Annotated in this window: 20 protein-coding genes; 14 read left to right on the top strand and 6 right to left on the bottom strand. The window is 71.1% G+C overall.

Annotation, left to right across the window (positions count from 1 at the left end):
• Window positions 1–189: 189 nt before the first annotated feature.
• From ACZ3TS_RS39220 to ACZ3TS_RS39210, 3 genes are all read right to left on the bottom strand, one after another.
• A complete protein-coding gene (locus tag ACZ3TS_RS39220) occupies window positions 190–909 on the bottom strand; it encodes an alpha/beta fold hydrolase (protein ID WP_467627093.1) in 720 nt (239 codons plus the stop codon).
• A 48-nt stretch (window positions 910–957) separates the two neighbouring features.
• Window positions 958–1,908, bottom strand: coding sequence for an alpha/beta hydrolase (locus tag ACZ3TS_RS39215; protein WP_467627090.1), 951 nt, complete (start codon window positions 1,906–1,908; stop codon window positions 958–960).
• A gap of 127 nt (window positions 1,909–2,035) precedes the next feature.
• Window positions 2,036–2,812, bottom strand: coding sequence for a DUF427 domain-containing protein (locus tag ACZ3TS_RS39210; RefSeq protein WP_467627087.1), 777 nt, complete (start codon window positions 2,810–2,812; stop codon window positions 2,036–2,038).
• Between the two features lie 423 nt (window positions 2,813–3,235).
• Here ACZ3TS_RS39210 and ACZ3TS_RS39205 point away from each other — a divergent pair, with 423 nt between their 5' ends.
• The 8 genes from ACZ3TS_RS39205 to ACZ3TS_RS39170 all read left to right on the top strand — a co-directional run bounded on the left by ACZ3TS_RS39205 (window position 3,236) and on the right by ACZ3TS_RS39170 (window position 14,367).
• On the top strand, window positions 3,236–4,183 hold the full coding sequence (locus ACZ3TS_RS39205) for an alpha/beta fold hydrolase (RefSeq protein WP_467627085.1): 948 nt from the start codon (window positions 3,236–3,238) through the stop codon (window positions 4,181–4,183).
• Between the two features lie 120 nt (window positions 4,184–4,303).
• On the top strand, window positions 4,304–4,798 hold the full coding sequence (locus tag ACZ3TS_RS39200) for a cupin domain-containing protein (protein ID WP_467627083.1): 495 nt from the start codon (window positions 4,304–4,306) through the stop codon (window positions 4,796–4,798).
• A gap of 213 nt (window positions 4,799–5,011) precedes the next feature.
• Window positions 5,012–5,569 carry an SDR family oxidoreductase gene (locus tag ACZ3TS_RS39195; RefSeq protein WP_467627080.1) on the top strand — a complete coding sequence of 186 codons (558 nt, stop codon included), beginning with the start codon at window positions 5,012–5,014 and terminating at the stop codon, window positions 5,567–5,569.
• 135 nt (window positions 5,570–5,704) lie between these two features.
• Complete coding sequence (gene aceE / locus ACZ3TS_RS39190) at window positions 5,705–8,392, top strand: pyruvate dehydrogenase (acetyl-transferring), homodimeric type (protein WP_467627078.1); 2,688 nt, start codon at window positions 5,705–5,707, stop codon at window positions 8,390–8,392.
• A 16-nt stretch (window positions 8,393–8,408) separates the two neighbouring features.
• Window positions 8,409–9,656, top strand: coding sequence for a 2-oxo acid dehydrogenase subunit E2 (locus ACZ3TS_RS39185; protein ID WP_467627075.1), 1,248 nt, complete (start codon window positions 8,409–8,411; stop codon window positions 9,654–9,656).
• 194 nt (window positions 9,657–9,850) lie between these two features.
• Window positions 9,851–12,616, top strand: coding sequence for an ATP-binding protein (locus ACZ3TS_RS39180; RefSeq protein ID WP_467627072.1), 2,766 nt, complete (start codon window positions 9,851–9,853; stop codon window positions 12,614–12,616).
• A 501-nt stretch (window positions 12,617–13,117) separates the two neighbouring features.
• Entirely contained in the window at window positions 13,118–13,849 is a 732-nt protein-coding gene (locus tag ACZ3TS_RS39175; protein ID WP_467627069.1) for a sigma-70 family RNA polymerase sigma factor, read from the top strand.
• A complete protein-coding gene (locus ACZ3TS_RS39170) occupies window positions 13,846–14,367 on the top strand; it encodes a MarR family winged helix-turn-helix transcriptional regulator (protein ID WP_467627067.1) in 522 nt (173 codons plus the stop codon). Before ACZ3TS_RS39175 ends, ACZ3TS_RS39170 begins: the two co-directional genes overlap by 4 nt.
• Here the strand turns inward: ACZ3TS_RS39170 and ACZ3TS_RS39165 are convergent.
• Window positions 14,357–15,283 carry an alpha/beta fold hydrolase gene (locus ACZ3TS_RS39165; RefSeq protein ID WP_467627064.1) on the bottom strand — a complete coding sequence of 309 codons (927 nt, stop codon included), beginning with the start codon at window positions 15,281–15,283 and terminating at the stop codon, window positions 14,357–14,359. The genes ACZ3TS_RS39170 and ACZ3TS_RS39165 overlap by 11 nt on opposite strands.
• A gap of 161 nt (window positions 15,284–15,444) precedes the next feature.
• Here ACZ3TS_RS39165 and ACZ3TS_RS39160 point away from each other — a divergent pair, with 161 nt between their 5' ends.
• Together ACZ3TS_RS39160 and ACZ3TS_RS39155 are read left to right on the top strand one after the other, a co-directional pair.
• Entirely contained in the window at window positions 15,445–15,711 is a 267-nt protein-coding gene (locus ACZ3TS_RS39160; protein WP_467627062.1) for a WhiB family transcriptional regulator, read from the top strand.
• A 250-nt stretch (window positions 15,712–15,961) separates the two neighbouring features.
• Window positions 15,962–16,810: an alpha/beta fold hydrolase gene (locus ACZ3TS_RS39155; RefSeq protein ID WP_467627059.1), complete on the top strand. Its 849-nt coding sequence runs from the start codon at window positions 15,962–15,964 to the stop codon at window positions 16,808–16,810.
• A gap of 200 nt (window positions 16,811–17,010) precedes the next feature.
• On the opposite strand, the gene ACZ3TS_RS39150 is transcribed toward ACZ3TS_RS39155, so the two are convergent.
• The gene (locus ACZ3TS_RS39150; RefSeq protein WP_467627057.1) at window positions 17,011–18,072 is read right to left on the bottom strand and encodes a ferritin-like domain-containing protein; all 1,062 of its coding nucleotides are present in this window, start codon (window positions 18,070–18,072) and stop codon (window positions 17,011–17,013) included.
• 109 nt (window positions 18,073–18,181) lie between these two features.
• Window positions 18,182–18,754 carry a YceI family protein gene (locus tag ACZ3TS_RS39145; RefSeq protein WP_467627054.1) on the bottom strand — a complete coding sequence of 191 codons (573 nt, stop codon included), beginning with the start codon at window positions 18,752–18,754 and terminating at the stop codon, window positions 18,182–18,184.
• Window positions 18,755–19,228: 474 nt separating this feature from the next.
• Between ACZ3TS_RS39145 and ACZ3TS_RS39140 the strand changes: the two genes are divergently transcribed.
• The 4 genes from ACZ3TS_RS39140 (at window position 19,229) to ACZ3TS_RS39125 (ending at window position 23,547) form a co-directional block, all read left to right on the top strand.
• On the top strand, window positions 19,229–19,963 hold the full coding sequence (locus tag ACZ3TS_RS39140) for an alpha/beta fold hydrolase (RefSeq protein ID WP_467627052.1): 735 nt from the start codon (window positions 19,229–19,231) through the stop codon (window positions 19,961–19,963).
• Between the two features lie 224 nt (window positions 19,964–20,187).
• Window positions 20,188–21,420, top strand: coding sequence for an NAD(P)/FAD-dependent oxidoreductase (locus ACZ3TS_RS39135; RefSeq protein ID WP_467627050.1), 1,233 nt, complete (start codon window positions 20,188–20,190; stop codon window positions 21,418–21,420).
• Window positions 21,421–21,640: 220 nt separating this feature from the next.
• A complete protein-coding gene (locus ACZ3TS_RS39130; RefSeq protein ID WP_467627047.1) occupies window positions 21,641–22,507 on the top strand; it encodes a sigma factor in 867 nt (288 codons plus the stop codon).
• Between the two features lie 488 nt (window positions 22,508–22,995).
• Window positions 22,996–23,547 (top strand): hypothetical protein, encoded by a 552-nt coding sequence (locus tag ACZ3TS_RS39125; protein WP_467627045.1) that lies wholly within the window; start codon window positions 22,996–22,998, stop codon window positions 23,545–23,547.
• The last annotated feature ends 368 nt before the right edge of the window (window positions 23,548–23,915 follow it).

Below are 23,915 nucleotides of genomic sequence, written 5' to 3'. Positions count from 1 at the left end.
CCGGAGGTACCCGTGGACCGGGTCCTGACGGAGCCCGTGTCATGAACGCACGCGCCACCCCCCTCGTACCGGCCCCGACGCGGTGGGGTCTCCCCCCCCCCCCCCCCCCCCCCCCCCGGGGGGGGGGGGGGCCCCCCCCCCCCCCCCCCCCCCCCCACCCCGCGTCCGTCACGCGCGGGCCTGCGGCGCTCAGGCGGTCGCCTGCGCCGCCTCGTTGATCAGTCGGGCCACGTCACCGGGGCGCGAGACGCTGACCGCGTGGGAGGCGGAGACCTTCATGACGGTCGCCCCCGCCCGCTCGGCCATGTAGGTCTGCACCTGCGCGGGGATGTTCCGGTCCGCGTCCGCCACCAGCACCCAGGAGGGAACGTCCCGCCACGCGGGCGCGGACGCGCCCTCCGCCAGCGCGACTTCGGCCACCGGCCGCTGCGTCGCGGCCATGACGGCCGTGGTCTCCTCGGGGACGTCGGCGGCGAACTGCTCGTGGAACTTGGCCTGTTCGATGTACAGGTCCATGACCTGGCTGCCGTCGGGCAGCTTCACCGGCACCGGCCGGAGCGTGTCGCCGAGGGTGCTGCCGGGGAACTTGCCCGACAGGGTGACGGCGCTCTCCCCCTCCTCCGGCAGGAACGCCGCGACGAAGACGAGCGCCTTGACCTCGGGCAGCCCCTTGGCCGCGTTGCTGATGACGGACCCGCCGTAGGAGTGGCCGACGAGGACGACGGGGCCCTCGACGGACTGCACGATCTGCCGGACGTACTCGGCGTCGCTGGTCAGTCCGCGCAGCGGATTGGCGACGGCGATCACCGGATAGTCGTGCGCGAGCAGCTTGTCGACGACGCCGTTCCAACTGGAGGCGTCGGCGAACGCGCCGTGTACGAGGACGATGGTGGGCTTGTGTGCACTCATGGAGGATGGCCTTTCGACGTGCCGGGGGATGTGGTGGGGCGGGCGGTGTCAGTCGGTTCCGAGGGCCTTGCGCAGCACGTGGATGGCCTGCTCGACCGCGGCGGTCGACGCCTGGGTGCCGCGGACGGGGTTCAGCATCATGAAGTCGTGCAGGGAGGCGTTGTAGCGGATGCTGGTCGTCGGCACACCGGCCTGGATGAGCTTGCGGGCGTAGGCCTCGCCCTCGTCGCGCAGCACGTCGTTCTCGTCGACCATGACGAGCGCCGGCGGCAGTTCGCGGAGGTCTTCCAGCGTCGCCCGCAGCGGCGAGGCGGTGATCTGGGCGCGCTCGGCGGGGTCGGTGGTGTAGGCGTTCCAGAACCACTCCATGGCCTTGGCCGTCAGATGCGGGCCGTGCGCGAAGGTCCGGTAGCTCTCGGTGTCCTGGGCGGCGTCGGTGACGGGGTAGTACATCGACTGGTGCACGAAGGTCACGTCGCCCCGCTGCTTGGCCATGTGGGTCAGGGCGGCGGTCATGTTGCCGCCGACCGAGTCGCCGGCGACGGCGAGACGGGAGGCGTCGAGCCCTTCGCCGGCGCCCTCGGTGACGATCCACCGGGCGGTCGCGTAGGCCTGCTCGATGGCGACCGGGTACTTGGCCTCCGGGGAGCGGTCGTACTCGACGAAGACCAGGGCGGCGTTGGCCCCGACGGTCAGCTCGCGCACGAGCCGGTCGTGCGTGCCGGCGTTGCCGAGGATCCAGCCGCCGCCGTGCACGTAGAGGATGACGGGCAGGGGGCCGGTGCTGCCGACGGGCTTGAGGATGCGCACCCGCACGTCGCCGACCGAAGCCGGAACGGAGATCCACTTCTCGTCCACGTCGGGCTTCTCGATGGGCTGCGCCTGCACCTCGTCGAGCAGCTTGCGCGCGCCCTCGACCCCGAGCTCGTACAGCAGCGGCGGCTTGGCGGTCGCGTCGGCGAAGTCCTGTGCGGCGGGCTCGAGAACGATGTCGTTCATGGTGTGTTCCTTCTCTGACGACTAAGGAGGACTTTTCACACCATGGGACCGGGCCCGGAGCAGATGTGTGACACCAAAAGGTCCCGGGTCGTCGAACACGACCCGGGACCGGGCCCCGGAGCGGGGGCTAGGACCGGAGTGTGCCGGGCTTCGGCAGCGGTTCGCCGTCCACGAAGAGGTCGACGTGCTCGTTGTAGAAGGCAGTCAGGCCCGCGATGCGGTTGGCGTGGATGGTCGGGAAGTCGTACGCCCAGGCGATGTCCTCGTGAACGGCGGTGGGGCCGTCGAACGACCAGTAGCCGCTCGTCGTTCCCTTGTACGGGCAGCGGGTCACCGTGCCGCTGCGCCGCAGTCGGGTCCAGTCGACGTGCGCGCGGTCGAGGTAGTAGCGCGTCGGCAGGCCGGTCTCGAAGAGTTTGACGCACGCCGGCGCCTCCGCCAGGACCACGCCCTCCAGCTCCACGCGGACGCTGCTGGAGGAACGCACGGCGTCCACACGCGAGTACGGGCTCCTGGGGTGGACGAAGACGGGTTCGTCCTCCTCGAACCAGTAGTCGATGGCCGGCCACTCGAAGCGCACCGTGCCCTGGAGCGGCGCCGGGGCGTCCTTCCCCCACACCCAGGCGGCGCCGGGGCGCGACTCCCCGCCCACGGACAGCGCGTGCCGGTGCGCCGTGCCCGCGCCGTGCTCCTCGGCGACCCCCTCGTCGTCGAGGACGCCGTCGACGAGGTCCCGCACCGGGATGCTGAACTGCGGGTAGGCCTGCCACTCCCAGACATACAGGGCGCGCCGCGTGTCGAAGACGGTGCGACCGTCGATCACGCCCCTGATGCGGCGGGGCACCGGCTCCACGTGCCCGACGGGCACGAGGAAGCCGGGATGCAGAACACTTTCGGTTTCCATGATCATCACCTAGGTCGGTCGGATGTTCCGGATCCGTTCGGACCGGACCCGGAGGGGGTGTGCGCCCAGGACGCCCGCGCCCTCGCGCCGTCACGGACCGCGGGGTCCGTCCGGCGCTGACGCGCACAGCGCTGAGCAGGGCTTGTTTCGCTGTCACAGCAGGTGGCGGAGGCCGGTCTGTGCGGGGAGACAGTCCCCCGTGGTGAGGAGATCACGCCGTGCACACGCGTAGCCATGATGACGCCAACACTCTTGACACTAACAAGACAACCTTCTCATACACACTGTGCACAGTGTCGTCGAGGGCCGGACCCGGCGGCGACCGGGCCCGTAAGGCGCTCGGTCACGACACCCGGTACCCCAGCCGCGCCCGACCGGAGCCGCGGCTTCCCTCCCCCACCGTTCCTTCGTCGGAGGATTCGCATGTCAGCCCTGCCCCTGCTCGCCCCGCTGCGACGCGTCACGACCGACGTGCTCGAAGTCGCCTATTACGAGGCGGGCTCCCCCGACGGTGACACCGTCGTCCTTCTGCACGGTTTCCCCTACGACATCCACAGTTACGTGGATGTGGCTCCGCTGCTGGCCGAAGGTGGATTCCGGGTCATCGTCCCCCACCTGCGAGGGCACGGCCCCACCAGATTCCTGTCCGACTCTCTTCCCCGTTCCGGCCAGCAGGCGGCCCTGGGGGCCGACGTCATCGCGCTCCTGGACGCGCTCGGCATCGAGCGGGCCTACCTCGCCGGCTACGACTGGGGCGGCCGCGCGGCCTCGGTAGCCGCGGCGCTGTGGCCCGAGCGGGTCCTCGGCCTGGTCTGCGTCAACGGCTACCTGATCCAGGACATCGGTGCCGCCATGAACCCGATCTCTCCCGAACTGGAGGCGGGTTTCTGGTACTTCTACTACTTCCTCACCGAGCGCGGCCGCACCGGACTGGCAGCCGATCCACGGGGCGTGGCCAGGGTCATCTGGAAACGCAACTCCCCCGTGTGGTCCTTCGGCGAAGCCGAACTGGAGCGGGCCGCCGAGGCCTTCACCAATCCGGACTACGTCGATGTCGTCACCCACTCCTACCGGCACCGGCTCGGCCTGGCTCCGGGCGCGGACGCGTACGCCGATCTGGAAGCCCGCCTCGCCGGCCTTCCTCCGATCACCGTCCCCACGGTCACCCTGGACGGCACCGCCGACGGCAACTTCCCGGCGACCGACGGGTCATCGACCGCTCACCACTTCACCGGTCCCCGCCTGCACGTTCAGGTCGCGGACGCCGGCCACAACATGCCTCAGGAACGCCCCGAGGCATTCGCCGCGGCGGTACGGGACGTACGGGCCCTGCGACGGGGACACCCCCGCCACGACTGCCTCACCGGCTGACGCCCGACCGCGTGGCACCGCGGCCCAGCGCCGCGCCGACGTCACATCACACCGTGCCCACCGGTCACATCGAGTGCGGGCAGGCACGGCCGCCTGACCGCCTCAGGAAAGGAAAGCACCATGTCGTACCCCTACCCGGACCAGAAGTACTTCGGAGACGACGGCGAGGTCAGCGCCGTGTTCCGGCCCGCCGACACCCCACCCGACCTCGGCGAGAGCGGGCCGGGCAAGGACGCCACCCACTATCTGGCCACCACCGCCACCACCCGCGGTGAGTTCGGGCTGTACCGGGTGGAGATGAGGCCGCGGGCCGGCGGCCCGAAGACGCACTTCCACAAGCGGATCTCGGAGTCGTTCTACATCCTGGACGGCACCGTGCGCATCTTCGACGGTGTGCGCTGGGTGGACACCCGCAAGGGCGACTTCGTGCACGTGCCGCAGGGCGGGCTGCACGCCTTCCGCAACGACTCCGACGCACCGGCGGACATGCTCCTGCTGTTCACACCGGGCGCGCCGCGCGAGGAGTACTTCGAGCAGGTGTCGACGCTGGCGCACGCCTCGGAGGAAGAGCGCTCCGCGTTCTTCGACCGGCACGACTCCTACTTCGTGGAGTAGGTCCGCCCCGCCGGTGTCCCGCGGTGCCCGCGTCCTCCCCGCGGTCGTGGTCGCGGGACACCCACCCTCCGGAGGCCCCGGGTTCGGGTATCGGGCAGCTTGTCACAACAACACCTTTCGTCCGGTCAACAGGGCAGGGCGCGCGGGCGCATCCGACCTCGCCGCCGCCCGCTCGGCACGTCTGGCCGTCACGCCCCCGGCAAAGGAGACCGCATGAAAGTCGTCGTCGCAGGCGCCACGGGACGGCTCGGCTCGAGAACGGTCACCCGCCCGCGGGACCACGGGGCGCAGGTGGTGCCCCTCTCCCGCGCCCTGGGGGTCGACGGAGGTGACGCTCACGCTCCGCGCCGGGCACTGCGCGGTGCGCACATCCTGGTGGACGTCACCGACGCGCCCGCGCGACAGCAGGACGTCAGCACGGCGTTCTTCGCCGGCACCACCCGCAGCCCCCTGGCGGCCGCCAGGAAGGCGGGCGTCGAGCACCACGTGGCCCTGTCCGCCGTGGGCGCCGACCGCGTCTCCTCGGAACACCTCCGGGCCAGAGCCGTACAGGAGGGCCTGGTCCGGCGCTCCGCGCTGCCGTGCTCCCTGGCGCGCGCCACCCCGTTCTTCGCGTCGCCCTGGGGCCGCCGGCCCCGAGGAGCGACCGTTCGAGGACCTCGCCGCCGACGTGCTCGCCGCCCAAGCCCGCGTGACTCCCGTGATCGGCGACGCACGGACGCCGTGCTTCGGTGCCCTGATCGCGCGGCGGACCCTGCTGCCCGGACCTGATGCCCGTCCGGGCCGTCACACGACGGCCCAGTGGCTCGAAGACCGTTGATCCACCCGCGCCGCACCGTCCGACGGCCCGCGGCATCCACCACCCCCTCCTGTCTCCCCCGCCCCATGCCTTGAGGAAGGCCGCCCATGAGTGACCCGTCCCGGCCCACCGCGTCCCCGTCGAGCAGCGAGCTCGACCAGCTTCCCGACCGTGACCGCGAGGAGACCGCCGAGTGGCAGGCCTCCCTCGACGCCGTCATACGCAACGCCGGTCCCGATCGGGCGGTGTACCTGATCCGGCGCGTGCACGAGTACGCGGCCCGCGCCGGCCTGTCCGTGCCGGGGCTGCTCACCACGGACTACGTCAACACCGTCCCGGCAGCCGCGCAGCCGGAGTTCGACGGCGACATCGCCATGGAAACCAGGATCACCGCCCTGAACCGGTGGAACGCCGCGGCCATGGTGACCCGCGGCTCCCGCCTCGGTCTGGGCGGACATATCTCCACCTACGCCTCGGCGGCCTGGCTGTACGAGATCGGCTTCAACCACTTCTTCCGCGGCAAGGAACAGGACGGCTCGGGCGACCAGTTGTTCCTCCAGGGGCACGCCTCGCCGGGCATCTACGCCCGCGTGTTCCTCGAAGGCCGCCTGAGCGAGCAGCAGTTGGACGGCTTCCGGCGCGAGGTCGGCGGTCACGGCCTCCCGTCCTACCCGCACCCCAGGCGCCTGCCGTGGCTGTGGGAATTCCCGACCGTCTCCATGGGGCTCGGCCCGCTCGGCGCCGTCTACCAGGCCCGCTTCAACCGCTATCTGCACGCGCGCGGCATCAAGGACACCTCCGCCTCCCGCGTGTGGGCGTTCCTCGGCGACGGGGAAACGGACGAGCCGGAGTCGCTGGCCGCCCTGACGCTCGCCTCCCGCGAGGGCCTGGACAACCTCACCTTCGTGATCAACTGCAACCTGCAACGCCTCGACGGCCCCGTGCGGTCCAACTCCAAGATCGTGCAGGAGCTGGAGGCCCGGTTCCGCGGGGCGGGCTGGAACGTGGTCAAGACCCTGTGGGGCGAGGCCTGGGACCCGCTGCTGGCCCAGGACACGACCGGCGACCTGGTGCGCCGACTGGGCGAGGAGCCCGACGCCCAGATGCAGACCCTCGCCTCGCGGGACGCCACCTACATCCGCAAGAACTTCTTCGTCGGAGACACCCTGTCCGCACTCTCCGCCACCCTGAGCGACGCGCAGGTGGTGGAGCTCTTCGAGAACTCCCGCGGCGGGCACGAGCCGTTGAAGGTGTACGCCGCCTACCGGGCCGCCGTCGAACACCGGGGGGCACCGACGGTGATCCTCGCCCAGACGGTCAAGGGGCACACCCTCGGGTCGGCGTTCGAGTCCCGCAACGCCAACCACCAGATGAAGAAGCTGACCATGGCGCAGTTCCACGAGCTGCGCGACGTGCTGGACCTGCCCATCCCCGACAGCGCCCTCGCCGGTGACGTCGTCCCCTTCTGGCACCCGGGGGAGAGCTCGCCCGAGGTGCGGTACCTGCGCGAGCGGCGCGCCGCGCTGGGCGGTCCCGCTCCCGCGCGCCGCGTGATCGCCAAGCCGCTGCCGGAGCCCGCGGCGCAGCCGTTCGAGGCGCTGCTCAAGGGCTTCGGCCACCAGGAGGTCGCCACCACCATGGCGTTGGTCCGCCTGGTGAAGGACCTGATGCGGGACGAGCGGACGGGCGCCCGCTGGGTGCCGATCATCCCCGACGAGGCCCGTACCTTCGGCATGGAGTCGATGTTCCCCACGGCCGGCATCTACTCGCCGCTGGGCCAGACCTACGACCCCGTCGACGCCGACCAGCTGCTGCACTACAGGGAGAGCGAGACCGGGCAGCTCCTCATCGAGGGCATCACCGAGGCCGGTTCCATGGCCGAGTTCACCGCCGCCGCGACCTCGTATGCCACTCACGGCGAGCCGATGATCCCGTTCTACATCTTCTACGCGATGTTCGGCTTCCAGCGCACCGGCGACCAGTTCTGGGCCCTCGCCGACCAGATGGGCCGCGGGTTCGTCGTCGGCGGCACCGCCGGACGCACGACCATGACCGGCGAAGGTCTCCAGCACGGCGACGGCCACTCGCACCTCCTGGCCGCCACCAACCCGGCGGCCGTCAGCTACGACCCGGCCTTCGCCTTCGAGATCGCGGTCATCGTCCGCGACGGCCTGCGCCGGATGTTCGGGGAGCGGCCCGAGAACGTCTTCTACTACCTCACCGTCTACAACGAGCCGAAGCCCCAGCCGCCCATTCCTGCGTGGCCCGGCATCGAGGAGGGCATCGTCCGCGGCCTGTACCCGTTCCGACCCGGCGACCGCGCCGTGTCCGGCCCTCGGCTGCAGCTCCTGGCCTCCGGCACCGCCGTCCACTGGGCACTGCGCGCGCAGGAACTGCTCGCCGCCGACTGGAACGTGCGCGCCGATGTCTGGTCGGTGACGTCCTGGACGGAGCTGCGCCGGGACGCGATGGACGCCGACACCGCCCGCACGCGCGGCGAGACGCGTGTGCCCTTCGTGACCGAGGCGCTCGCCGGTGCGCCCGGCCCGGTCCTGGCCGTCAGCGACTGGATGCGCCAGGTCCCCGACCAGATCGGCCAGTGGATCGAGCAGGACTACTACTCCCTGGGCACGGACGGATTCGGCCTGTCCGACACCCGCGAGGACGTACGGCGCTACTTCCGCGTGGACGCCGAATCGATCGCCGTGACGGCCCTGGGCCGGCTGGCACGGGCCGGACAAGTGGACCCCGACACCGTCGACCGCGCCCGCAAGCACTACGGCCTGGACATCTGAAGGAGCCATACACACCATGACGATTTCCGTGACCCTTCCCGCGCTCGGCGAGTCCGTCACCGAGGGCACCGTGACCCGCTGGCTGAAGCAGCCCGGCGAGCACGTCCAGGAGGACGAACCGCTGCTGGAGGTGTCCACCGACAAGGTGGACACCGAGATCCCCGCTCCCGCCACGGGAGTCCTGCTGACCATCGTCGTCGGCGAGGACGAGACGGTTGAGGTGGGAGCCGAGCTCGCCGTCATCGGGCCGCCCGACGCCGAACCGTCGGCGGCGACCGCGGCAACCGCCGCGCCGGTGACCACCACGCCACAGCCCGCCCCCTCAGCGACGCCGGTCTCACGGCCACCCGCCGCGCCGCCCGCCGCATCGCCCGAACAACGCCCACCTGCTCCCGCACCGACGCCGGCGCCGCAACCCGCACCTGCCACCACTCCCGCCCCGGCCCCGGTGCCGCAACCCGCACCCGCCCCGATGCCCGCATCGGCACCCGCGACCGCTCCGGCTCCGCACCCGATACCGGCAGCGGCAACGGCTCCGCCGACGGCCGCCCTGCGCGGGCACGCCGCCGCCGTCCCCCGGCTGCGCAAGGCCGTCGGCGACAGTCTCAAGCAGGCGCTGCTGGAGCAGGCGCAGCTGACCTCCACCGTCGAGGCCGACGCCACCGCCCTGCTGCGGCTGTGGCGGCGGACAGCGGACGGCTTCACGGCCCGCGAAGGCTTCGCCCTGACACCCTTGCCGTTCTTCGTCCTGGCCGCCGCCCAGGCGCTCAAGGCACATCCCGTCATCAACGCCAGGATCGACACGGGCGGCGCGACCATCACGTACTACGACACCGAGAACGTAGGCATCACGGTCGACACCGACCAGGGGCCGGTGACTCCGGTGGTGCGGGGCGCGGGTGATCTGACCGTCAGCGGCATCGCCCGTGCCGTCCACGACCTCACCGACCACGCCCTCGCCGGCCGGCTCACGCCCGCGGACGTGGCCGGAGCCACCTTCACGGTCGCCGACACCGGAGCGCGCGGCGCCCTCTTCGACACCCTCATCGTCCCGCCGCACCAGGCGGCGATCCTGGGCGTGGGAGCCGCAGTGAGACGGCCCGCGGTCGTACAGGAGGGCGACGAGGAGTTCATCGGTGTCCGCGAGCTGGTCCATCTCTCGCTCTCCTACGACCACCGGCTGGTGGACGGCGCGGACGCCGCCCGCTACCTGACCACCGTGAAGAAGATCGTCGAGGCCGCGGCGTTCGAGGACATACGCTGAGGCGACGGCGGTGGCCCCGGATACGCCGGACGCGACCTCCGGCGGTCCGGCAGCACACGCCGACCGGCCCCGCCGCAGCTTCACCACGGCCCGACACGACGCCAATGCCCTGAGCTCATCCACTAGGTGACCAGCGGCGCAGACGAGTTGTGTGGCCGAAGACCAGCTATATACGCTCGCAGCCGGGGGTGTTCATGAAAGGCAAGAATCGGGGCTTCCTGCACGGGCGGCAGAGCGAGCGGGCGGTGCTGGACCGGCAACTGGCCAAAATACGCGACGGTCACAGCGCGGTCCTCGTGCTGCGCGGCGAGGCCGGTATCGGCAAGTCCGCCCTGCTGGAGTACGTGGCCGAGACCGCCGAGGACTGCACCGTGGTGCGCGCGGCGGGGGTCGAGGCCGAGATGGAGCTGGCCTTCGGAGGTCTGCACCAGCTGTGCGCACCCTTCCTCGATCGCCTCGGGCGCCTCCCCGATCCGCAGCGCACAGCCCTGGAGACCGCCTTCGGGCTCAGTGCGGGTACTCCCCCGGACCGGTTCCTGGTGGGGCTGGCGGTCCTCAGCCTGCTCGCCGACGTCGCTGAGGAGACGCCGCTGATCTGCCTCGTCGACGACGTGCAGTGGCTCGACCGCGTCTCGGCCCAGATCGTCGGGTTCGTCGCCCGGCGGCTGATGGCGGAGCGCGTGGGGCTGATCTTCGCCGTCCGCGAGGCGGACGGGGAACGCGCCCTGCAAGGACTGCCCGAGCTCACCCTCGGGGGGCTGAGCGAGCCCGATGCCCGCGCTCTGCTGACCTCGGTGCTGCCCGGCCGGTTCGACGAGCCGGTCCGCAGCAGGATTCTCTCCGAGGCGCGCGGCAATCCGCTAGCCCTGCTGGAACTGCCCCGCAGCACCTCCGCGGCCGAACTCGCGGGAGGCTACGCCTCACCGTCGATGGGGCCGCTCATCGGCAGGCTCGAACACAACTTCAGCCTGCGCGTCGAGGAACTGCCCCCGCAGACGCGGCGGCTGCTGCTGCTCGCGGCGGCCGAGCCTGTCGGTGATGTCTCACTGCTCCGCCGCGCCGCCGACATCCTCGGCGTGTCCATGAGCGAGGCCACCCCCGCGGTGGCCGCGAACCTGCTGGAAGTGCGCGCCCGGGTCCAGTTCCGGCACCCTTTGGTGCGCTCGGCCGTCTACCGCGCGGCGGGACCGGCCGAGCGCCGGGAGGTGCACCGGGTACTGGCCGAGGCCACGGACGCGCGGTCCGACCCCGACCGCCGTGCCTGGCACCTGGCCCGCGCCGCGGCGGAGCCCGACGAGGCCGTGGCGGACGAACTGACCCGCTCGGCCGACCGCGCGCAGGCGCGTGGCGGCATCGCCGCGTCGGCGGCCTTCCTGGAACGAGCGGCCGAGCTGACGCCCGATCCCTCCCGCCGCCGCAGCAGAGCGCTGGCAGCGGCCCGGGCCAAGTACCTGGCCGGAGCGTTCGACGCCGCGCTCGAACTGCTGAACGTGGCCGAGATGGGCGCGCTCAACGATCTGCAACACGCCCAGGCCAGCCTGTTGCGCGGGCAGATCACCTTCGGATCCCGCAGTGCCGGTGCCACCGTGCCGCTGCTGCTCACGGCGGCCCGGGAGTTCGAGCCGCTCGACGCCGGCATCGCACGCGAGACCTACCGGGACGCGTTCTACGCGGCCCTCACCGCGGGCCGCGTGTCCAGCGGCCCCGGCCTGGAGGAGGTCGCGCGGGCCGCACGCACCGCGCCCCCGACGGCTCACCCCGGCCCCACCGACCTCTTCCTCGACGGCCTGGCCATGGCCACCACGGACGGCTACGCGGCGGGCGCCCCGATTCTGCGCCACGCGCTGAACACGCTGCGGTGCGGCGGCTTCACCGTGGAACAGTCGCTGGGCTGGCTGCCGTTCGCCTGCCGCATGGCTCACAACGTGTGGGACTTCGACAGCTGGAGCACCCTGTCGGCCAAGCTCGTCCGTCTGGCAAGGGATTCCGGAACGCTGTCCGTGCTGCCCTCGGCTCTCCTGCTGCGGCTGGCGAACCGGGTCTTCGCCGGTGATCTGGACGACGCGGACTCGCTCGCCGCGGAAGCGGTGACGATCGGCGAGGCCACCGGCAGCCACTTCCTCGCGCACTACGGGGCGTTGGTGATCGAACCCTGGCGCGGTCGCGAGACCGAGACGCTGCGGGCGATCGGGACGATCACCGGCGACCGGACCCTCAGCGGCGAGGGAAAGGCGCTCACGGCTCCCCAGTGGGCGCTGGCCGTGCTGTACAACGGCCTCGGGCGGTACGAGGAGGCCTGCGCCGCCGCCGCCAAGGGCTGCGAGTACCCGCAGGAGCTGGGGCTCGCCCTCTCCTCCCTGGTCGAGCTGGTGGAGGCGGCGGCCCGCAGCGGGCAGCGGGACCTCGCCGTCGAGGCCGCCGACCGCCTCGCGACCATCTGCCAGGCCAGTGGCACAGCCTGGGCGACGGGCACCTCCGCGGCGGCGCGTGCCCTGATCAGCGAGGGGGACACGGCCGACGCCCTGTACCGGGAGGCGATCGCCCGGCTGGAGAGCACCCCGGTGCGGACGGCGCTCGCCCGCACCCGGCTGCTGTACGGCGAGTGGCTGAGCCGCGAGAACCGCCGCGCCGAGGCCCGGGACCACCTGGCCCGCGCCCACGAGATCCTCGACCGGGCCGGCATGAAGGCCTTCGCCGAGCGCGCCCGCCGGGAGCTGGAGGCCGCCGGGGAGACCGTGCGCAGGCGCGCCAACGGCGCCGACGAGGCGCTCACGCCCCAGGAGGCCCAGATCGCCCGGCTGGCCGGCGAAGGGCTGACCAACCTCGAGATCGGCGCGCAGCTGTTCCTCAGCCCGCACACCATCGAGTGGCATCTGCGGAAGGTGTTCACGAAGCTCGGGATCCGGTCCCGCAAACAGCTGGGCGCCGTGCTGCCGGGCGGGGCGGCGACCCCCGCCTGATCCCCCGGGGGCGGCGCGCGGCGCCGTAGGCCGGGGTGCCGTAGGCCGGGGTGCCGTAGGCCGGGGTGCCGTAGGCCGGGGTGCCGTACGCGTGCCGCGCCGCGCCCCGTCGGGAACCCGCGCGAGCCGCAGAGACAGCCTCCCCGCCACGCGGTGCGCCCACGGAACTCCTCTGACCATGGCCCGTGGCTCCGGGCCGCCCATGGCCGGTCCTGTCGGGGCCCGCTTCCGTCGAGGTCCGGTCCCGGCGAGGTCTGGTCGCGGCCAGGGGCCTGAGGTGTGCGGGGCCAGGGGGCTGGCCCAGGGGCATGCGGGGCCAGGGGGTGACAGGCCCCGGGGGCCTATGGGCCAGGGGGTGGGAGGCCGGGGCCACGTGGTGGCCACGGTACGACCACGGGGTGCCCCACGGTCCATCAGGGGCGCGGCGGTACCCCTGTCGGCGCGAAGTTGGTGTCGGCGGCGAGGGAAGCCGCCGATCCCCAGCCAGCAGAGGAGCCGATCGTGGACACATCTGTGATCGCAACCCGGCAGAGTCCGCAGTCGGTGATGACGACCGTCACTGCCGCGCCCGTCGAACTCAACGAGGCGGCCTTCGTGTTCGGCCGCGTCCGGCCAGGACTGTTCAAGATCGCCAACCGGATCCTCCGAGATCCCGGCGAAGCCGAGGACGTCATCCAGGAGGCGTGGCTGCGCTGGCAGGGCACCGACCGCACCGTCGTCGCCGACCCCGGTGCGCTGCTCCGCACGACGACCGTCCGGCTCGCCATCAACGTGCTGCAGTCGGCGCGCAGACGCCGCGAGTCCAGTGCCACCCCGTGGCTGCCGGAGTCCACGGACACCGGGATGTCGCCGGAGGCCCTGGCCGAACGCCATGACTCGGTGGAGCATGCCGTTCTGCTGCTTCTGCAGACCCTGACCCCCAACCAGCGAGCGGCGTACGTGCTGCGCGAGGCGTTCGGCTACTCCTACGACCAGATCGGCGACCTGCTCCGCCTGTCCGTGGGGAACGCACGGCAGCAGGTCTCCCGCGCGCAGGACAGACTGAACAACCGGCGGCACCGGCAGCACGTGGACGCAGCCACCCATCGGCGGCTCGTTCAGGCGATCTTCACCGCCGCCCGCACCGGAGACCTCAACCACCTGGAGCACGTGCTGACCGGCCAGGACGCGGCGTACTCCGGCGAGGAGACAGCCGCACGCGACGGCGCGCCTTCCTACCGGGCCACCGCGTGACCGGCACGTCGCACGGGGACGTGGTGCGCGAGGTGCGCACCGGCCCTGCCGACGACGGCACGCGGTCCTGTGCGACCGACCGGTGGGACGCCCTCGACCGCCTCCACCGGCTGGTCCAGGGGACGGTGGAGCGGCGGCTGCGCGAGGAGACCGGGTTCGGGTTGAGCGAAGTGCAGGCCCTGCGCTACGCGGGGAGCGGCTCCGCCGCGGACGCCGGCGCCGAACCCATGCGGCTCGGGGAAGTGGCCGACGGGCTCGGTCTGAGTCAGTCCGCCACGAGCAGGCTGATGGCACGCCTGCGCCGACAGGGCCTGGTCATCTCGAGCGCCCTCGACCACGACCGGCGCGGCGTGCAGATGCTGCTGACCCCGGAGGGGCACGCCGCGCTGCGCCGTATCGCGCCTCGCTACGAACAGGTCGTCCGGGACGCGGTCCGCGATCTCGGCTCCCAGGACGTGGATCCGCTCCTGTGGCATTTCCTCACCGGCGAGAACGACGCCCGCACGGTCAGCCGCTGAGGAAGTCGCGCACGGCCGCCGTGAACCGCTCGGGACGCTCGATGTGCCCGAGATGGCCGGTCTCCTCCAGGACCACCAGCCGGGCGTCGGGAAGGAGCTGGTGCAGCATGTGCGCCCAGCGCGGCCCGCAGATGAAGTCGTCCCCGCCGACCAGGACCAGGGTCGGGACGGTGAGCCGGGGCAGTTCCCCGCGGACGTCGAACGGAGGCTCCTCCCCCCAGGCCGGTGCGGCGAACATCCGCAGGGACGCCCGCCCCGCGGCGAACTCCTTCTCGCGGCCCCAGTAGTCGTGGAAGTAGGCGGGCGAGATGAGGCGCAGCACCTTCGTCGCGCCCTCGTCGTCGGACCGGTCGACTCGGGTGGTGAGACCCGCGACGTAGGTGGCCACTTCCGGCCGCTCGTCGGCGTGCCGCTGGGCGAAGTCCTCCATGTTGGCCACGGCGGTCGCCCAGAACTCCTCCCCCGTCATCGGCGAGGTGTCGTACAGGACGAGGGACGCCAGGCGCTCGGAATGGTCGAGGGCGTAGCGCTGCGCGACGAAGCCGCCGTGGGAGTGGCCCAGCAGGGCCACCTCGGCAAGGCCCAGGTGCTCGATCACCGCGTGCAGGAAGTGGGTGTAGGTGGCGAGGGTGTAGTCGCGTGGGTCGGCCAGCCGGCCCGACTCGCCCGTGCCGACCGGCTCGAGGTAGACGACGGTCATGCTGCGCTCCAGCTCGGGCATGCGCAGGTACTCCCAGCCGATGCCCGGCCCTCCGGAGTGGGCGACGCACACCGGGCCGGTTCCGGCGACGTGGTAGCGCTGGTCGACGACGGCCGTACCGTGCCGGACGACGAGGGTGTGGGTGCCCGGGGAGAGGGGGTCCCGGGGATCGACGGCTGGGCTGGGAAGGGGCCTCGGGCCCTGTGTGGCGTTCACAACTCCCAGATGGTGCGGCGCCCCGGAGCCCCACTCAAGACATTGTGTCTGTTGTCACACCGTATTTCACACTGTTGCTCTCGGCCATGGAATGTCACAGAACCTCCCTTCGGACGGTCAGATGCGTGAGAGGCATCCGCGACGAGTAAGGAGGCGCTGCCATGAGTTGGCGCGAGAGAGCAGCCTGCCGGGATGTCGACCCCGACTTGTTCTTCCCCATCGGCACCGCGGGTCTGGCGCTCGTCCAGATCGGCGAGGCGAAGGCCGTGTGCGCCCGGTGCCCCGTGCGGGAGCGGTGTCTGCAGTGGGCGCTGGACGTCGGACAGGTCGAGGGCATCTGGGGCGGCACGACGGAGAGCGAGCGCCGCGCGACGCGACGACGCTCAGCGCGTAAGGACTCCGAGCGGATCGGCGCGAAGGCGTCCTGACCCCGACACCTCGGCATGATCGTGTCTACAGAAGTGTCCCGTTCACCACGGCGAGCCCCGTCCCCGACAGAAGGTCGCCGGGAAGGTCGTACCGGGAGCACCTTGCGGAAGCCACCGCCCAGGAGTACAGGGAGATCACCGGCGAATCGCTCCACCAGCAAAAAGGACCAAGAGCCATAAAAGTGTCACACCGGCGACATGCACACGGTCCTTGAAGGTGTCATCACACCGTTTCCCGGAAGGGCCTCTCATGAGCCGCAGCTCCACCTACCAGCGGGTCCGCACCCCCCTCTCCCTCCTGGCCACCGCCTCCGTCGCCACCGCTCTCATCGCCACGGCGGTCGCCCCCGCCCACGCGGACAGGACCACGTCCGCACCGGACGGCGAGAAGAAGCCCACGGTGGTGCTCGTGCACGGCGCGTTCGCCGATTCCACCAGCTGGAACGGCGTCATCAGGAGGCTGCGGCACGAGGGCTACCCCGTCGTCGCCGCGGCCAACCCGCTGCGCGGGCTGGACAACGACGCCTCGTACCTCAAGGAGGTCCTGGCCGGCATCGACGGCCCGGTGGTCCTGGCCGGACACTCCTACGGCGGATCGGTGATCAGTGACGCCGCCCACGACGCCGCCAACGTCAAGGCCCTGGTGTTCGTCGCCGCCTTCCTCCCCGAAAAGGGAGAGAGCGCGGCCGAGTTGTCGGGCAAGTTCCCCGGCAGCACCCTCGGCGACGCCCTGCGCTCCGTGCCGGTCACCCTGCCGGACGGCTCCCGCGACGCGGACCTGACGATCGAACCGAGCAAGTTCCACCAGCAGTTCGCCGCTGACGTCCCCCGCAACACCACGGACCTCATGGCCGTCACGCAGCGCCCGATCACCAGTGCCGCGCTGGCGGACGACGCCTCCGAGCCCGGCTGGAAGAACATCCCGTCCTGGGCCGTGGTCGCCACCCAGGACCGCAACATCCCGGCGCAGCTCCAGATCTTCATGGCACATCGCGCACACGCCCACATCACGCGCGTACGGGCCTCGCACGCCGTGAGCGTCTCCCACCCCGCCGACGTCGCCGGGGTGATCGAGGCGGCCGCTCGGACCGTGCGCTGACCTACCGGTGCCGCGGGTCAGGGGGCGCAGGCATGCTCCGCCCCCCCTGATTCGTAAATAGATCGCGTCCAAGGTCGAGAACCCCGATCCGCCTTCGATTTACAGGCCAACAGGGTGGGGCTTGGCCTCCGGACTACTGACCCGCACCAACGACACGGCCCCCTGGACCGTCGGTCCAGGGGGCCACCATGTGTGCGGGGTCAGACGCGGTCTTCCGGAGCGACGTAGTCGAAGGTCGGGCCCGCGGTCAGGCCCTCGCCGTCGGGCATCGACATCAGACTCTGCGCCTGCCCCTTGAGCGCGTACATCGTGCCCACCGACACCCCGAGCATCGCGGGATTGCCGTTGAACGCCTGCTCCAGGAGTTGCAGCAGTTTGCCGTACGCGATGTTGAACGCCTCCTGCGCCGTGCGGATCGCGCTGCCCTCCGGATGGTCCTCCAGCCGCGGGTTGGGCCGCATCGGGCGCACCCCGGCGGGGTCGACGGTGATCGTCTCGCCCGTGGGCCCAGACTCCGGTGTGTCCCCCGGCTGGTAGCGCCGGCCTTGTGCGAGCTCCTGGAAGCGGTAGTAGTGCGAGACCGCCTTGGTCTGCGGGTGGAACATGTCCATGTCCCCGTCCCACACGTCGACGCGTGCCGCGCCCTCGCCCTGCTCCACGATCTCCTCCAGGGCGGAGAGCGCCGAGGCGAGATCGGTGACCGGGCTCAGCTGCCCGCCGGTGTGCCCGAAGGGTCCTGCGGCCACCTGGCGGGCGGGATCACCGGTGAAGACCTTGTCCTCGCCGAGCTCGGCGCACAGGTCTCGCAGGCCCTTCTCGATCGCGTCGTAGAACTGACCGATCGTCATGTAGGCGTCGCCCTCGGCCGGGTCGCCCGGATGGGCGGGTTGTTCCAGGCGGAGGAACATGGTGAGCGCCTCCTGACCGAACGGCAGCAGGGACAGCTGCATGGAGGGGTCGGCGTGCGGCATGGGCCGCGGATGCGGCGACAGTATCCGCGGGATGTCGACGCGAGGTTGCCCGCCGACCGCGTTCAGGATGTTCGCCACCAGGGCGAGGTGGATCATCTCCTCGACGAACACGCTGCTGACCACTTCGACGGCGTGGGCGTTCCGCTCGGGGTCGAGGGAGTAGAGGGCGGTGAGGTAGGGCGGCAGCGTGGCGTGCTCCAGCTCGATGGCCCACTGCAGGTGCTCGCGCAGGTCCTCCATCGTGGTGATCGAGTGGAACCGGGCCTGGCCTGTGGGGTCTTGATGATTCATGGGGGGTCTCACCTGGGTTTCGTACGGACGGTTCGGCCGCGGCTGCGGACCGACCTGTGGTCACCGGCGGGGACCGCGCGGGGCGGTCGGTGGTGTGGCGCGGGGCCGGTCATGCGGCTTCCGCGCGGGAGAGGCGGACAGCGGAGATGTCGAAGCTGAGCCTGACCTTGTCGCTGATCAGGGCACCGCCGGTTTCGACGGGCGTGTTCCAGCCGAGCCCCCAGTCGGAGCGGCGCACCAGTGCGGTGCCGGAGAATCCGACACGGTGGTCTCCGCTCTCGTCCTGCGTGGCTCCGTCGAAGGCGAGGTGGATGTGGAGAGGGAGTTCGACGTCCTTGATCCTGAGCTGACCCATCAGGCGGAACTGGCCGTCTCCGCGGTCGGCAAGGTCCGCGGAGCGGAAAAGCATCAACGGATAAGTGGCGGCGTCGAGGAAGTCCGGGCCAGCGAGATGGGTGTCCCGCTCAGGGCTGCTGGTGTCGATGCTGCCGGTCTGGACGCTCAAGTAGACCTCGGAGCGGCTGGGTTGGTACCCGTCCAGCTTGACCAGCCCCTCGAACGCGCCGAACCGCCCGCGCACATTCGCGATCATGGCGTGCCGGACGGAGAAGCCGATGGTGCTGTGTGCCGGGTCGATAGTGTAGACACCTGTCAGCGCTGCGTACGAGACGACGGTCGACATAAGTGGGTCCTTGCGGTCGCTGGTCACGACGATGAGTCGTTACGAGCCGTCGCCGTGTGCCTGCCGATGATGGAACGGACCGTGCCCGACGAGGGCCGGGCAAGGTCCGCTGAAGAACAGACAGGCGAGGGCCCGCGCGTGTGACACCGGGGCCGCCGCCCGGACGGCGTTCCATGTGTCACAGCGTGTTGACGCGCCAACGGGCCGCCGTCACGAGCGTCGTACGGTCAGCGCTCGTGCCCTCCGCGTGCCTGTGCGGGATGGGGCCCCAGACCGGCAACACATGCCCCGGCGCGGAATCTCCGCCTGGTAGCTCCCCTCCCCCGGACTGATCGGCGAACACCCGTAACACTGTGTGCCACTATGGTGGGCGCATCCGACGCAGCACAAGATGCTCGTCGCCCTGGCCCGCCGCAGCCGCGCAGCCTCCCCCGGATCCCGGCCGCGGCCCCTATCACGAGGGATGTACCGACCATGCCCGCCATCCTCATCCACGGCGTTCCCGACACCCACCGCGTGTGGAACGGCGTACGCCGGCACCTGACCCGCTCCGACGTCGAGGCCTGGGACCTGCCCGGATTCGGCACCCCCCGCCCCACGGACTTCGGCGCCAGCAAGGAGGAGTACGTCGACTGGCTCGTCGAGCGCCTGGAGCACGTCGGCGAGCCCGTGGACCTGGTCGGTCACGACTGGGGCTGCATCCTCACCGCCCGCGTCGCCTCCCTCCGCCCCGACCTGGTGCGCACCTGGGCCGGCGGCAACGGACCCATCAGTTCCCGCTACGTCTGGCACCCGCTGGCCGAGACCTGGCAGGACCCCGTCGCCGGCGAGCGGTTCATGGCCGAACTGAACCCTGAGTCCTTCGCAAAGGACCTGGTGAACGGCTTCGACGCGCCCGCCGAACCGGTGGAGGAGATGGTCCGGCACGTCGACGGCACGATGAAGGACAGCGTTCTGCGGCTGTACCGGTCCGCCGTGACGATGGGGACGGAGTGGGAACCGGCCCTGTCGAACGTCACCGCACCTGCGCTGGTGTTCTGGGGCGAGCGCGACCCGGCCTGTCAGATCGAGTTCGGCGACGAACTCGGCGCCGCCCTGCGCGCCACCCGCGTCCTCCATCTCGACTGCAACCACTGGACGGTGCTGGAGCGGCCCGCGGAGGTGGCCGCCGCCCTCGAGGCGCACTGGGCGCAGGGCGCCGGACACTAGCCCGCGGCGGAAGGCGACGAGGGGCACGGGCCGACGGTCCGCCTCGGCCACGGTCGTGGAGCACGGACGCCGTCCGCGCCCTCGTCGCGCTGTTCCGTTCTGCCCTCGCAGGCCCTCGCGCGGCCTCTGTGCCCCAGGCCGGTGTCACAACCTGCGGGTTCTCGCGGTCTCACCCCACGAGGGCACACCAATGCCCGGTGCGCGCGAACGGAGACGGGAACAACATGTCGCGAGAAAACGGGTTCGTGATCGTCGGGGGCGGCCTCGCCGCGGGCAAGGCCGCCGAGGAACTCCGGCAACAGGGCTACGACGGGCCGCTCGTCCTCATCGGGGACGAGGCGGAGCGCCCCTACATCCGGCCGCCGCTGTCCAAGGGGTACCTGCTCGGCAAGGAGGACCGCGAGTCCATTTTCGTGCACCCCGAGAACTGGTACCGCGAGCACGACGTCGACCTGCTGACGGCAACGCGCGTGACGGCCGTCGACGCACACGCCCTCCAGGTCGAACTCACCGGCGGACGCCGGATGTCCTACACCAAGCTGCTCCTGGCGACCGGATCGTCCCCCCGCCGGCTCACAGTGCCCGGGGCGGACCTGGAGAACGTGCTGTACCTGCGCCGCGTGGGAGACAGCGAGCGGCTCAAGGCCGCCTTCACCCCCGGGGCCCGGATCGTCGTCGTCGGCGGCGGCTGGATCGGCCTGGAGACCGCCGCGGCGGCCCGGACGGCCGGGGCGCTGGTGACCGTCCTGGAGCACTCCGAGCTGCCGTTGCTGAAGGTGCTCGGCCGGGAGGCGGCCGAGGTCTTCGCCGACCTGCACCGGGATCACGGCGTCGTTTTGCGGCCCCACGCCGCCGTCGAACGCATCACCGGTGACGGCACCCGCGCCGACGGGGTCCAGCTCGCCGACGGAACCCGACTGCCCGCCGACGCCGTGGTGGTGGGCATCGGCATCACCCCGAACGTCCAGCTCGCCGAGGCGGCAGGACTGGAGGTGCGCAACGGCATCGTCACCGACGAGCGTCTGCGCACCTCCGCCCAGGACGTGCACGCCGCAGGGGACGTCGCCAACGCCTACCACCCCCGGCTCGGCCGGCATCTGCGAGTGGAGCACTGGGCCAACGCCCTGCACCAGCCCCGCACGGCGGCACTGGCCATGCTCGGCAAGGAGACGGCATACAACCGGCTGCCGTACTTCTACACCGACCAGTACGACCTCGGGATGGAGTACACGGGGTACACCGAGCCTGGCGGCTACGACCGCGTCGTCTTCCGGGGGAACCCGGCCGAGCGGCGGTTCATCGCCTTCTGGTTGTCCGGTGACCGGGTTCTGGCGGGCATGAGTGTGAACGTGTGGAACGTCATTGACTCCGTCCGCGCCCTCGTCGAGTCCGGTGCCTCCGTGGCGGACGCGGCCCTGTCCGATCTCGAGAGGCCCCTGGACAGCCTTCTGCCCTGACGACCGCCGCGAGGGTGAGCGGGGCCCGCTGGCGCACGGGGGCGCCAGCGCGTACGACCGGGAAACCGTGTCACATGATCTGCCCCTGTCCGGTCAGCAGTGCACTGGTTGGACCCGCCGGACAAAAGCGGACGCCCCATTCTCGGGAGCCGCGGCGGACATCGGCCGGAATCAGGGGTGCCCCCGCCTTGTCGGGTGCTGTGCGAATGGGTGATGCCAGATGGACCGGGTACAGGACGACGAGACGGTGCCGATCGCGGAGCTGCTCGACGAGCGACGCCGACTGCTCAACGTCGCTTACTGGATGCTGGGCCGGAGCCAGGACGCCGACGACGTCGTAGCGGAGGCCTACCGGCGCTGGTACGGCCTGTCCGACGACCACAGGATCCGTATCGCCGAACCCCGGTCCTGGCTGGTGACGACCGTCGGCGGCATCTGCCTGGAGCGCTTGACGCCGACCGGGCAGTCGCATCCGGGCCCGGTCGACGCGGCGCCCCCTCAGGGCCTGGACGAAGCGGTGAGCCAGGCCCTCCTCGATGCCCTGGACACGCTGTCACCGGCAGAGCGGGCCGCATTCGTCCTCAACGACGTGTTCGGGATGGCTCCGGGGACGGTCGCCGCCATCGTCGGACAGACGGAACAGGAATGCGACGAACTCGCAGCCCGGGCCCGGCACAGCCTTGGGACCAGGTGGGCACACCCCACGACACCTCAGCAGCACGACCGTGTGGTGCGAGCGGTCCGACAGGCTTGCGTGGCGGAGAACCCCGCCCGCCTGACGTCCCTCCTGGCACCGGACGCCACGGTGTTCTTCGACGGAGGCGGCAAGGTCAGAACCCTGACCCGGCCCGTCCACGGCGCACGGCGCGTCACCCGCAGCCTGCTGACCCTCCTAGCCGGCCGCCCCAGCACCACACTGCACTGCCAGTCCGTCAATGGCCGCACCGGGATAGTGGTGCGCTACGGCGACGAGGTCGCCGCGGTCATCAGCCTGGACGTCGCGGGCGATCGCGTCGTGCAGATCTGGGCGGTCCTCAACCCCGACAAGCTCCGCCACTGGAACCGGGCGGCCACGCAGGAGAAATGAGGACAACGCGTGGGCCAGGACTTCGATTCGCATACCGCTGGTATTTCACTGGCCGTGGAAGTGGCCGTGCTCGAGGCGCGGATCCGCATCCTTCAAGAAGCTCTTGACGACGTCGGAACCCGCATCCAACGATCGGCTGATCGACTGCGTCACCTTCGCGAGCAGTCCGGACGGGAACCCGACCAAACTCCCGAGGAACACCCGCCGATCACGGCCGAGTCCGCCCTATCCGCCCCGGAGTCCAGTCACCCACGACCTGACCGGTCTGCACCGTGTCGGCACCGCTGAGGTGCCGCTCGGGAAAGGGTGAAAGGACAGTGGTAGTCACCTGGCTCAACGGGACCTCGCATCACCATCTTGCATCTTCCGGGTCCAAACCTCGTACGCTGTGACATACGATGCACCCACACATCCCGGGTCCGAGCCGAGCGGCACCGCAGCTGACTTTAGCGAGGCGCGGCACGGAGGGTTGAGGATGAGAGGAAGACATGGTCTCGGCAACTCGCGCAGCGCATGAGATTGAGGTCACTGCGGAGAGCCTCCAGGAGGACCTCGCCCGCCTGGAGATTCAGAAGCAGGCACTGGAGAGGGAACTGGCCGCCGTGGCCGCACACCTCGACTCCGTCCAGCGCGCCCTGAGCACCCTGACGGTCCTCATGGCCGAGCCAACCGGCCGTCGAGCAGCCGATCAGCCCGAACAGGCGGTGACCGACATTCCGGTCGTCGCGCCAGCCGCCCGCACGGCGCAAAAGCAGTCCACGCCGCGACAGGCCGAGGCCACGCAGAAGGAGAAGCCGGCGGCCTCCTCGCATGCGGAGGCCGACGAACCGCGCAGCTACGGCGCCCTCACCGAACAGATCCTGGAGTACTTCGCGGGCGTCGGTGACGCGGAGGTCCGCGCGCGCGACGTGGCCGCGGCGCTAGGCCGAGACACCGACTCCGGGAGCATCAATGCGGTGCGCAGCACGCTCGACCGTCTGGTCGGCACCTCCCGCGTACGCCGGGCCGGCCGCGGTCTCTACCGCGCCCAGAAGCCCTGACCGGAGCCCTCTCGGCTCCGTGGACTGAAAGTCACAAAGATGCCTCGGGCGCCTGCCCGCGGGGGTTCGAACGGGCGCCCGAGGCGCGCACCCGCTGACGGATGGTCTGCGGGTGGGCGAGCACTCCCATGCCGGCAACTAAGCGTGTCACACGGTGTCGGAGTCGCTGTGAAGAGTGTATAGCAATCCACATCGTCTTTGAGTCCGACGCCCCTCCCGGGCGCACTCCCCCTCGGGTGCCTAGGATCACGCCTGGTCACTGCACCTTCGCGGCGGCTAGGTCCTGTCTGGAGTTCGGATCACGATTCGGTGGATCGCCTGCGCGCCGAGGCCCGGTCTTGATAGATCGTCAGTCATGGCGCGAGGCA

Source organism: Streptomyces sp. NPDC022910 (assembly GCF_055561075.1).
The sequence above is the reverse complement of the archived record's forward strand: the minus strand, read 5'-3'. Positions and strand labels throughout refer to the sequence as shown.

Coding starts and splice junctions, on each gene's coding strand:
- ACZ3TS_RS39150 (WP_467627057.1), bottom strand. CDS start 18,072: ATGAATCATCAAGACCCCACAGGCCAGGCCCGGTTCCACTCGATCACC.
- ACZ3TS_RS39145 (WP_467627054.1), bottom strand. CDS start 18,754: ATGTCGACCGTCGTCTCGTACGCAGCGCTGACAGGTGTCTACACTATC.
- ACZ3TS_RS39140 (WP_467627052.1), top strand. CDS start 19,229: ATGCCCGCCATCCTCATCCACGGCGTTCCCGACACCCACCGCGTGTGG.
- ACZ3TS_RS39210 (WP_467627087.1), bottom strand. CDS start 2,812: ATGGAAACCGAAAGTGTTCTGCATCCCGGCTTCCTCGTGCCCGTCGGG.
- ACZ3TS_RS39160 (WP_467627062.1), top strand. CDS start 15,445: ATGAGTTGGCGCGAGAGAGCAGCCTGCCGGGATGTCGACCCCGACTTG.
- ACZ3TS_RS39125 (WP_467627045.1), top strand. CDS start 22,996: ATGGTCTCGGCAACTCGCGCAGCGCATGAGATTGAGGTCACTGCGGAG.
- ACZ3TS_RS39215 (WP_467627090.1), bottom strand. CDS start 1,908: ATGAACGACATCGTTCTCGAGCCCGCCGCACAGGACTTCGCCGACGCG.
- ACZ3TS_RS39130 (WP_467627047.1), top strand. CDS start 21,641: ATGGACCGGGTACAGGACGACGAGACGGTGCCGATCGCGGAGCTGCTC.
- ACZ3TS_RS39180 (WP_467627072.1), top strand. CDS start 9,851: ATGAAAGGCAAGAATCGGGGCTTCCTGCACGGGCGGCAGAGCGAGCGG.
- ACZ3TS_RS39185 (WP_467627075.1), top strand. CDS start 8,409: ATGACGATTTCCGTGACCCTTCCCGCGCTCGGCGAGTCCGTCACCGAG.
- ACZ3TS_RS39220 (WP_467627093.1), bottom strand. CDS start 909: ATGAGTGCACACAAGCCCACCATCGTCCTCGTACACGGCGCGTTCGCC.
- aceE (WP_467627078.1), top strand. CDS start 5,705: ATGAGTGACCCGTCCCGGCCCACCGCGTCCCCGTCGAGCAGCGAGCTC.
- ACZ3TS_RS39135 (WP_467627050.1), top strand. CDS start 20,188: ATGTCGCGAGAAAACGGGTTCGTGATCGTCGGGGGCGGCCTCGCCGCG.
- ACZ3TS_RS39155 (WP_467627059.1), top strand. CDS start 15,962: ATGAGCCGCAGCTCCACCTACCAGCGGGTCCGCACCCCCCTCTCCCTC.
- ACZ3TS_RS39195 (WP_467627080.1), top strand. CDS start 5,012: ATGAAAGTCGTCGTCGCAGGCGCCACGGGACGGCTCGGCTCGAGAACG.
- ACZ3TS_RS39200 (WP_467627083.1), top strand. CDS start 4,304: ATGTCGTACCCCTACCCGGACCAGAAGTACTTCGGAGACGACGGCGAG.
- ACZ3TS_RS39205 (WP_467627085.1), top strand. CDS start 3,236: ATGTCAGCCCTGCCCCTGCTCGCCCCGCTGCGACGCGTCACGACCGAC.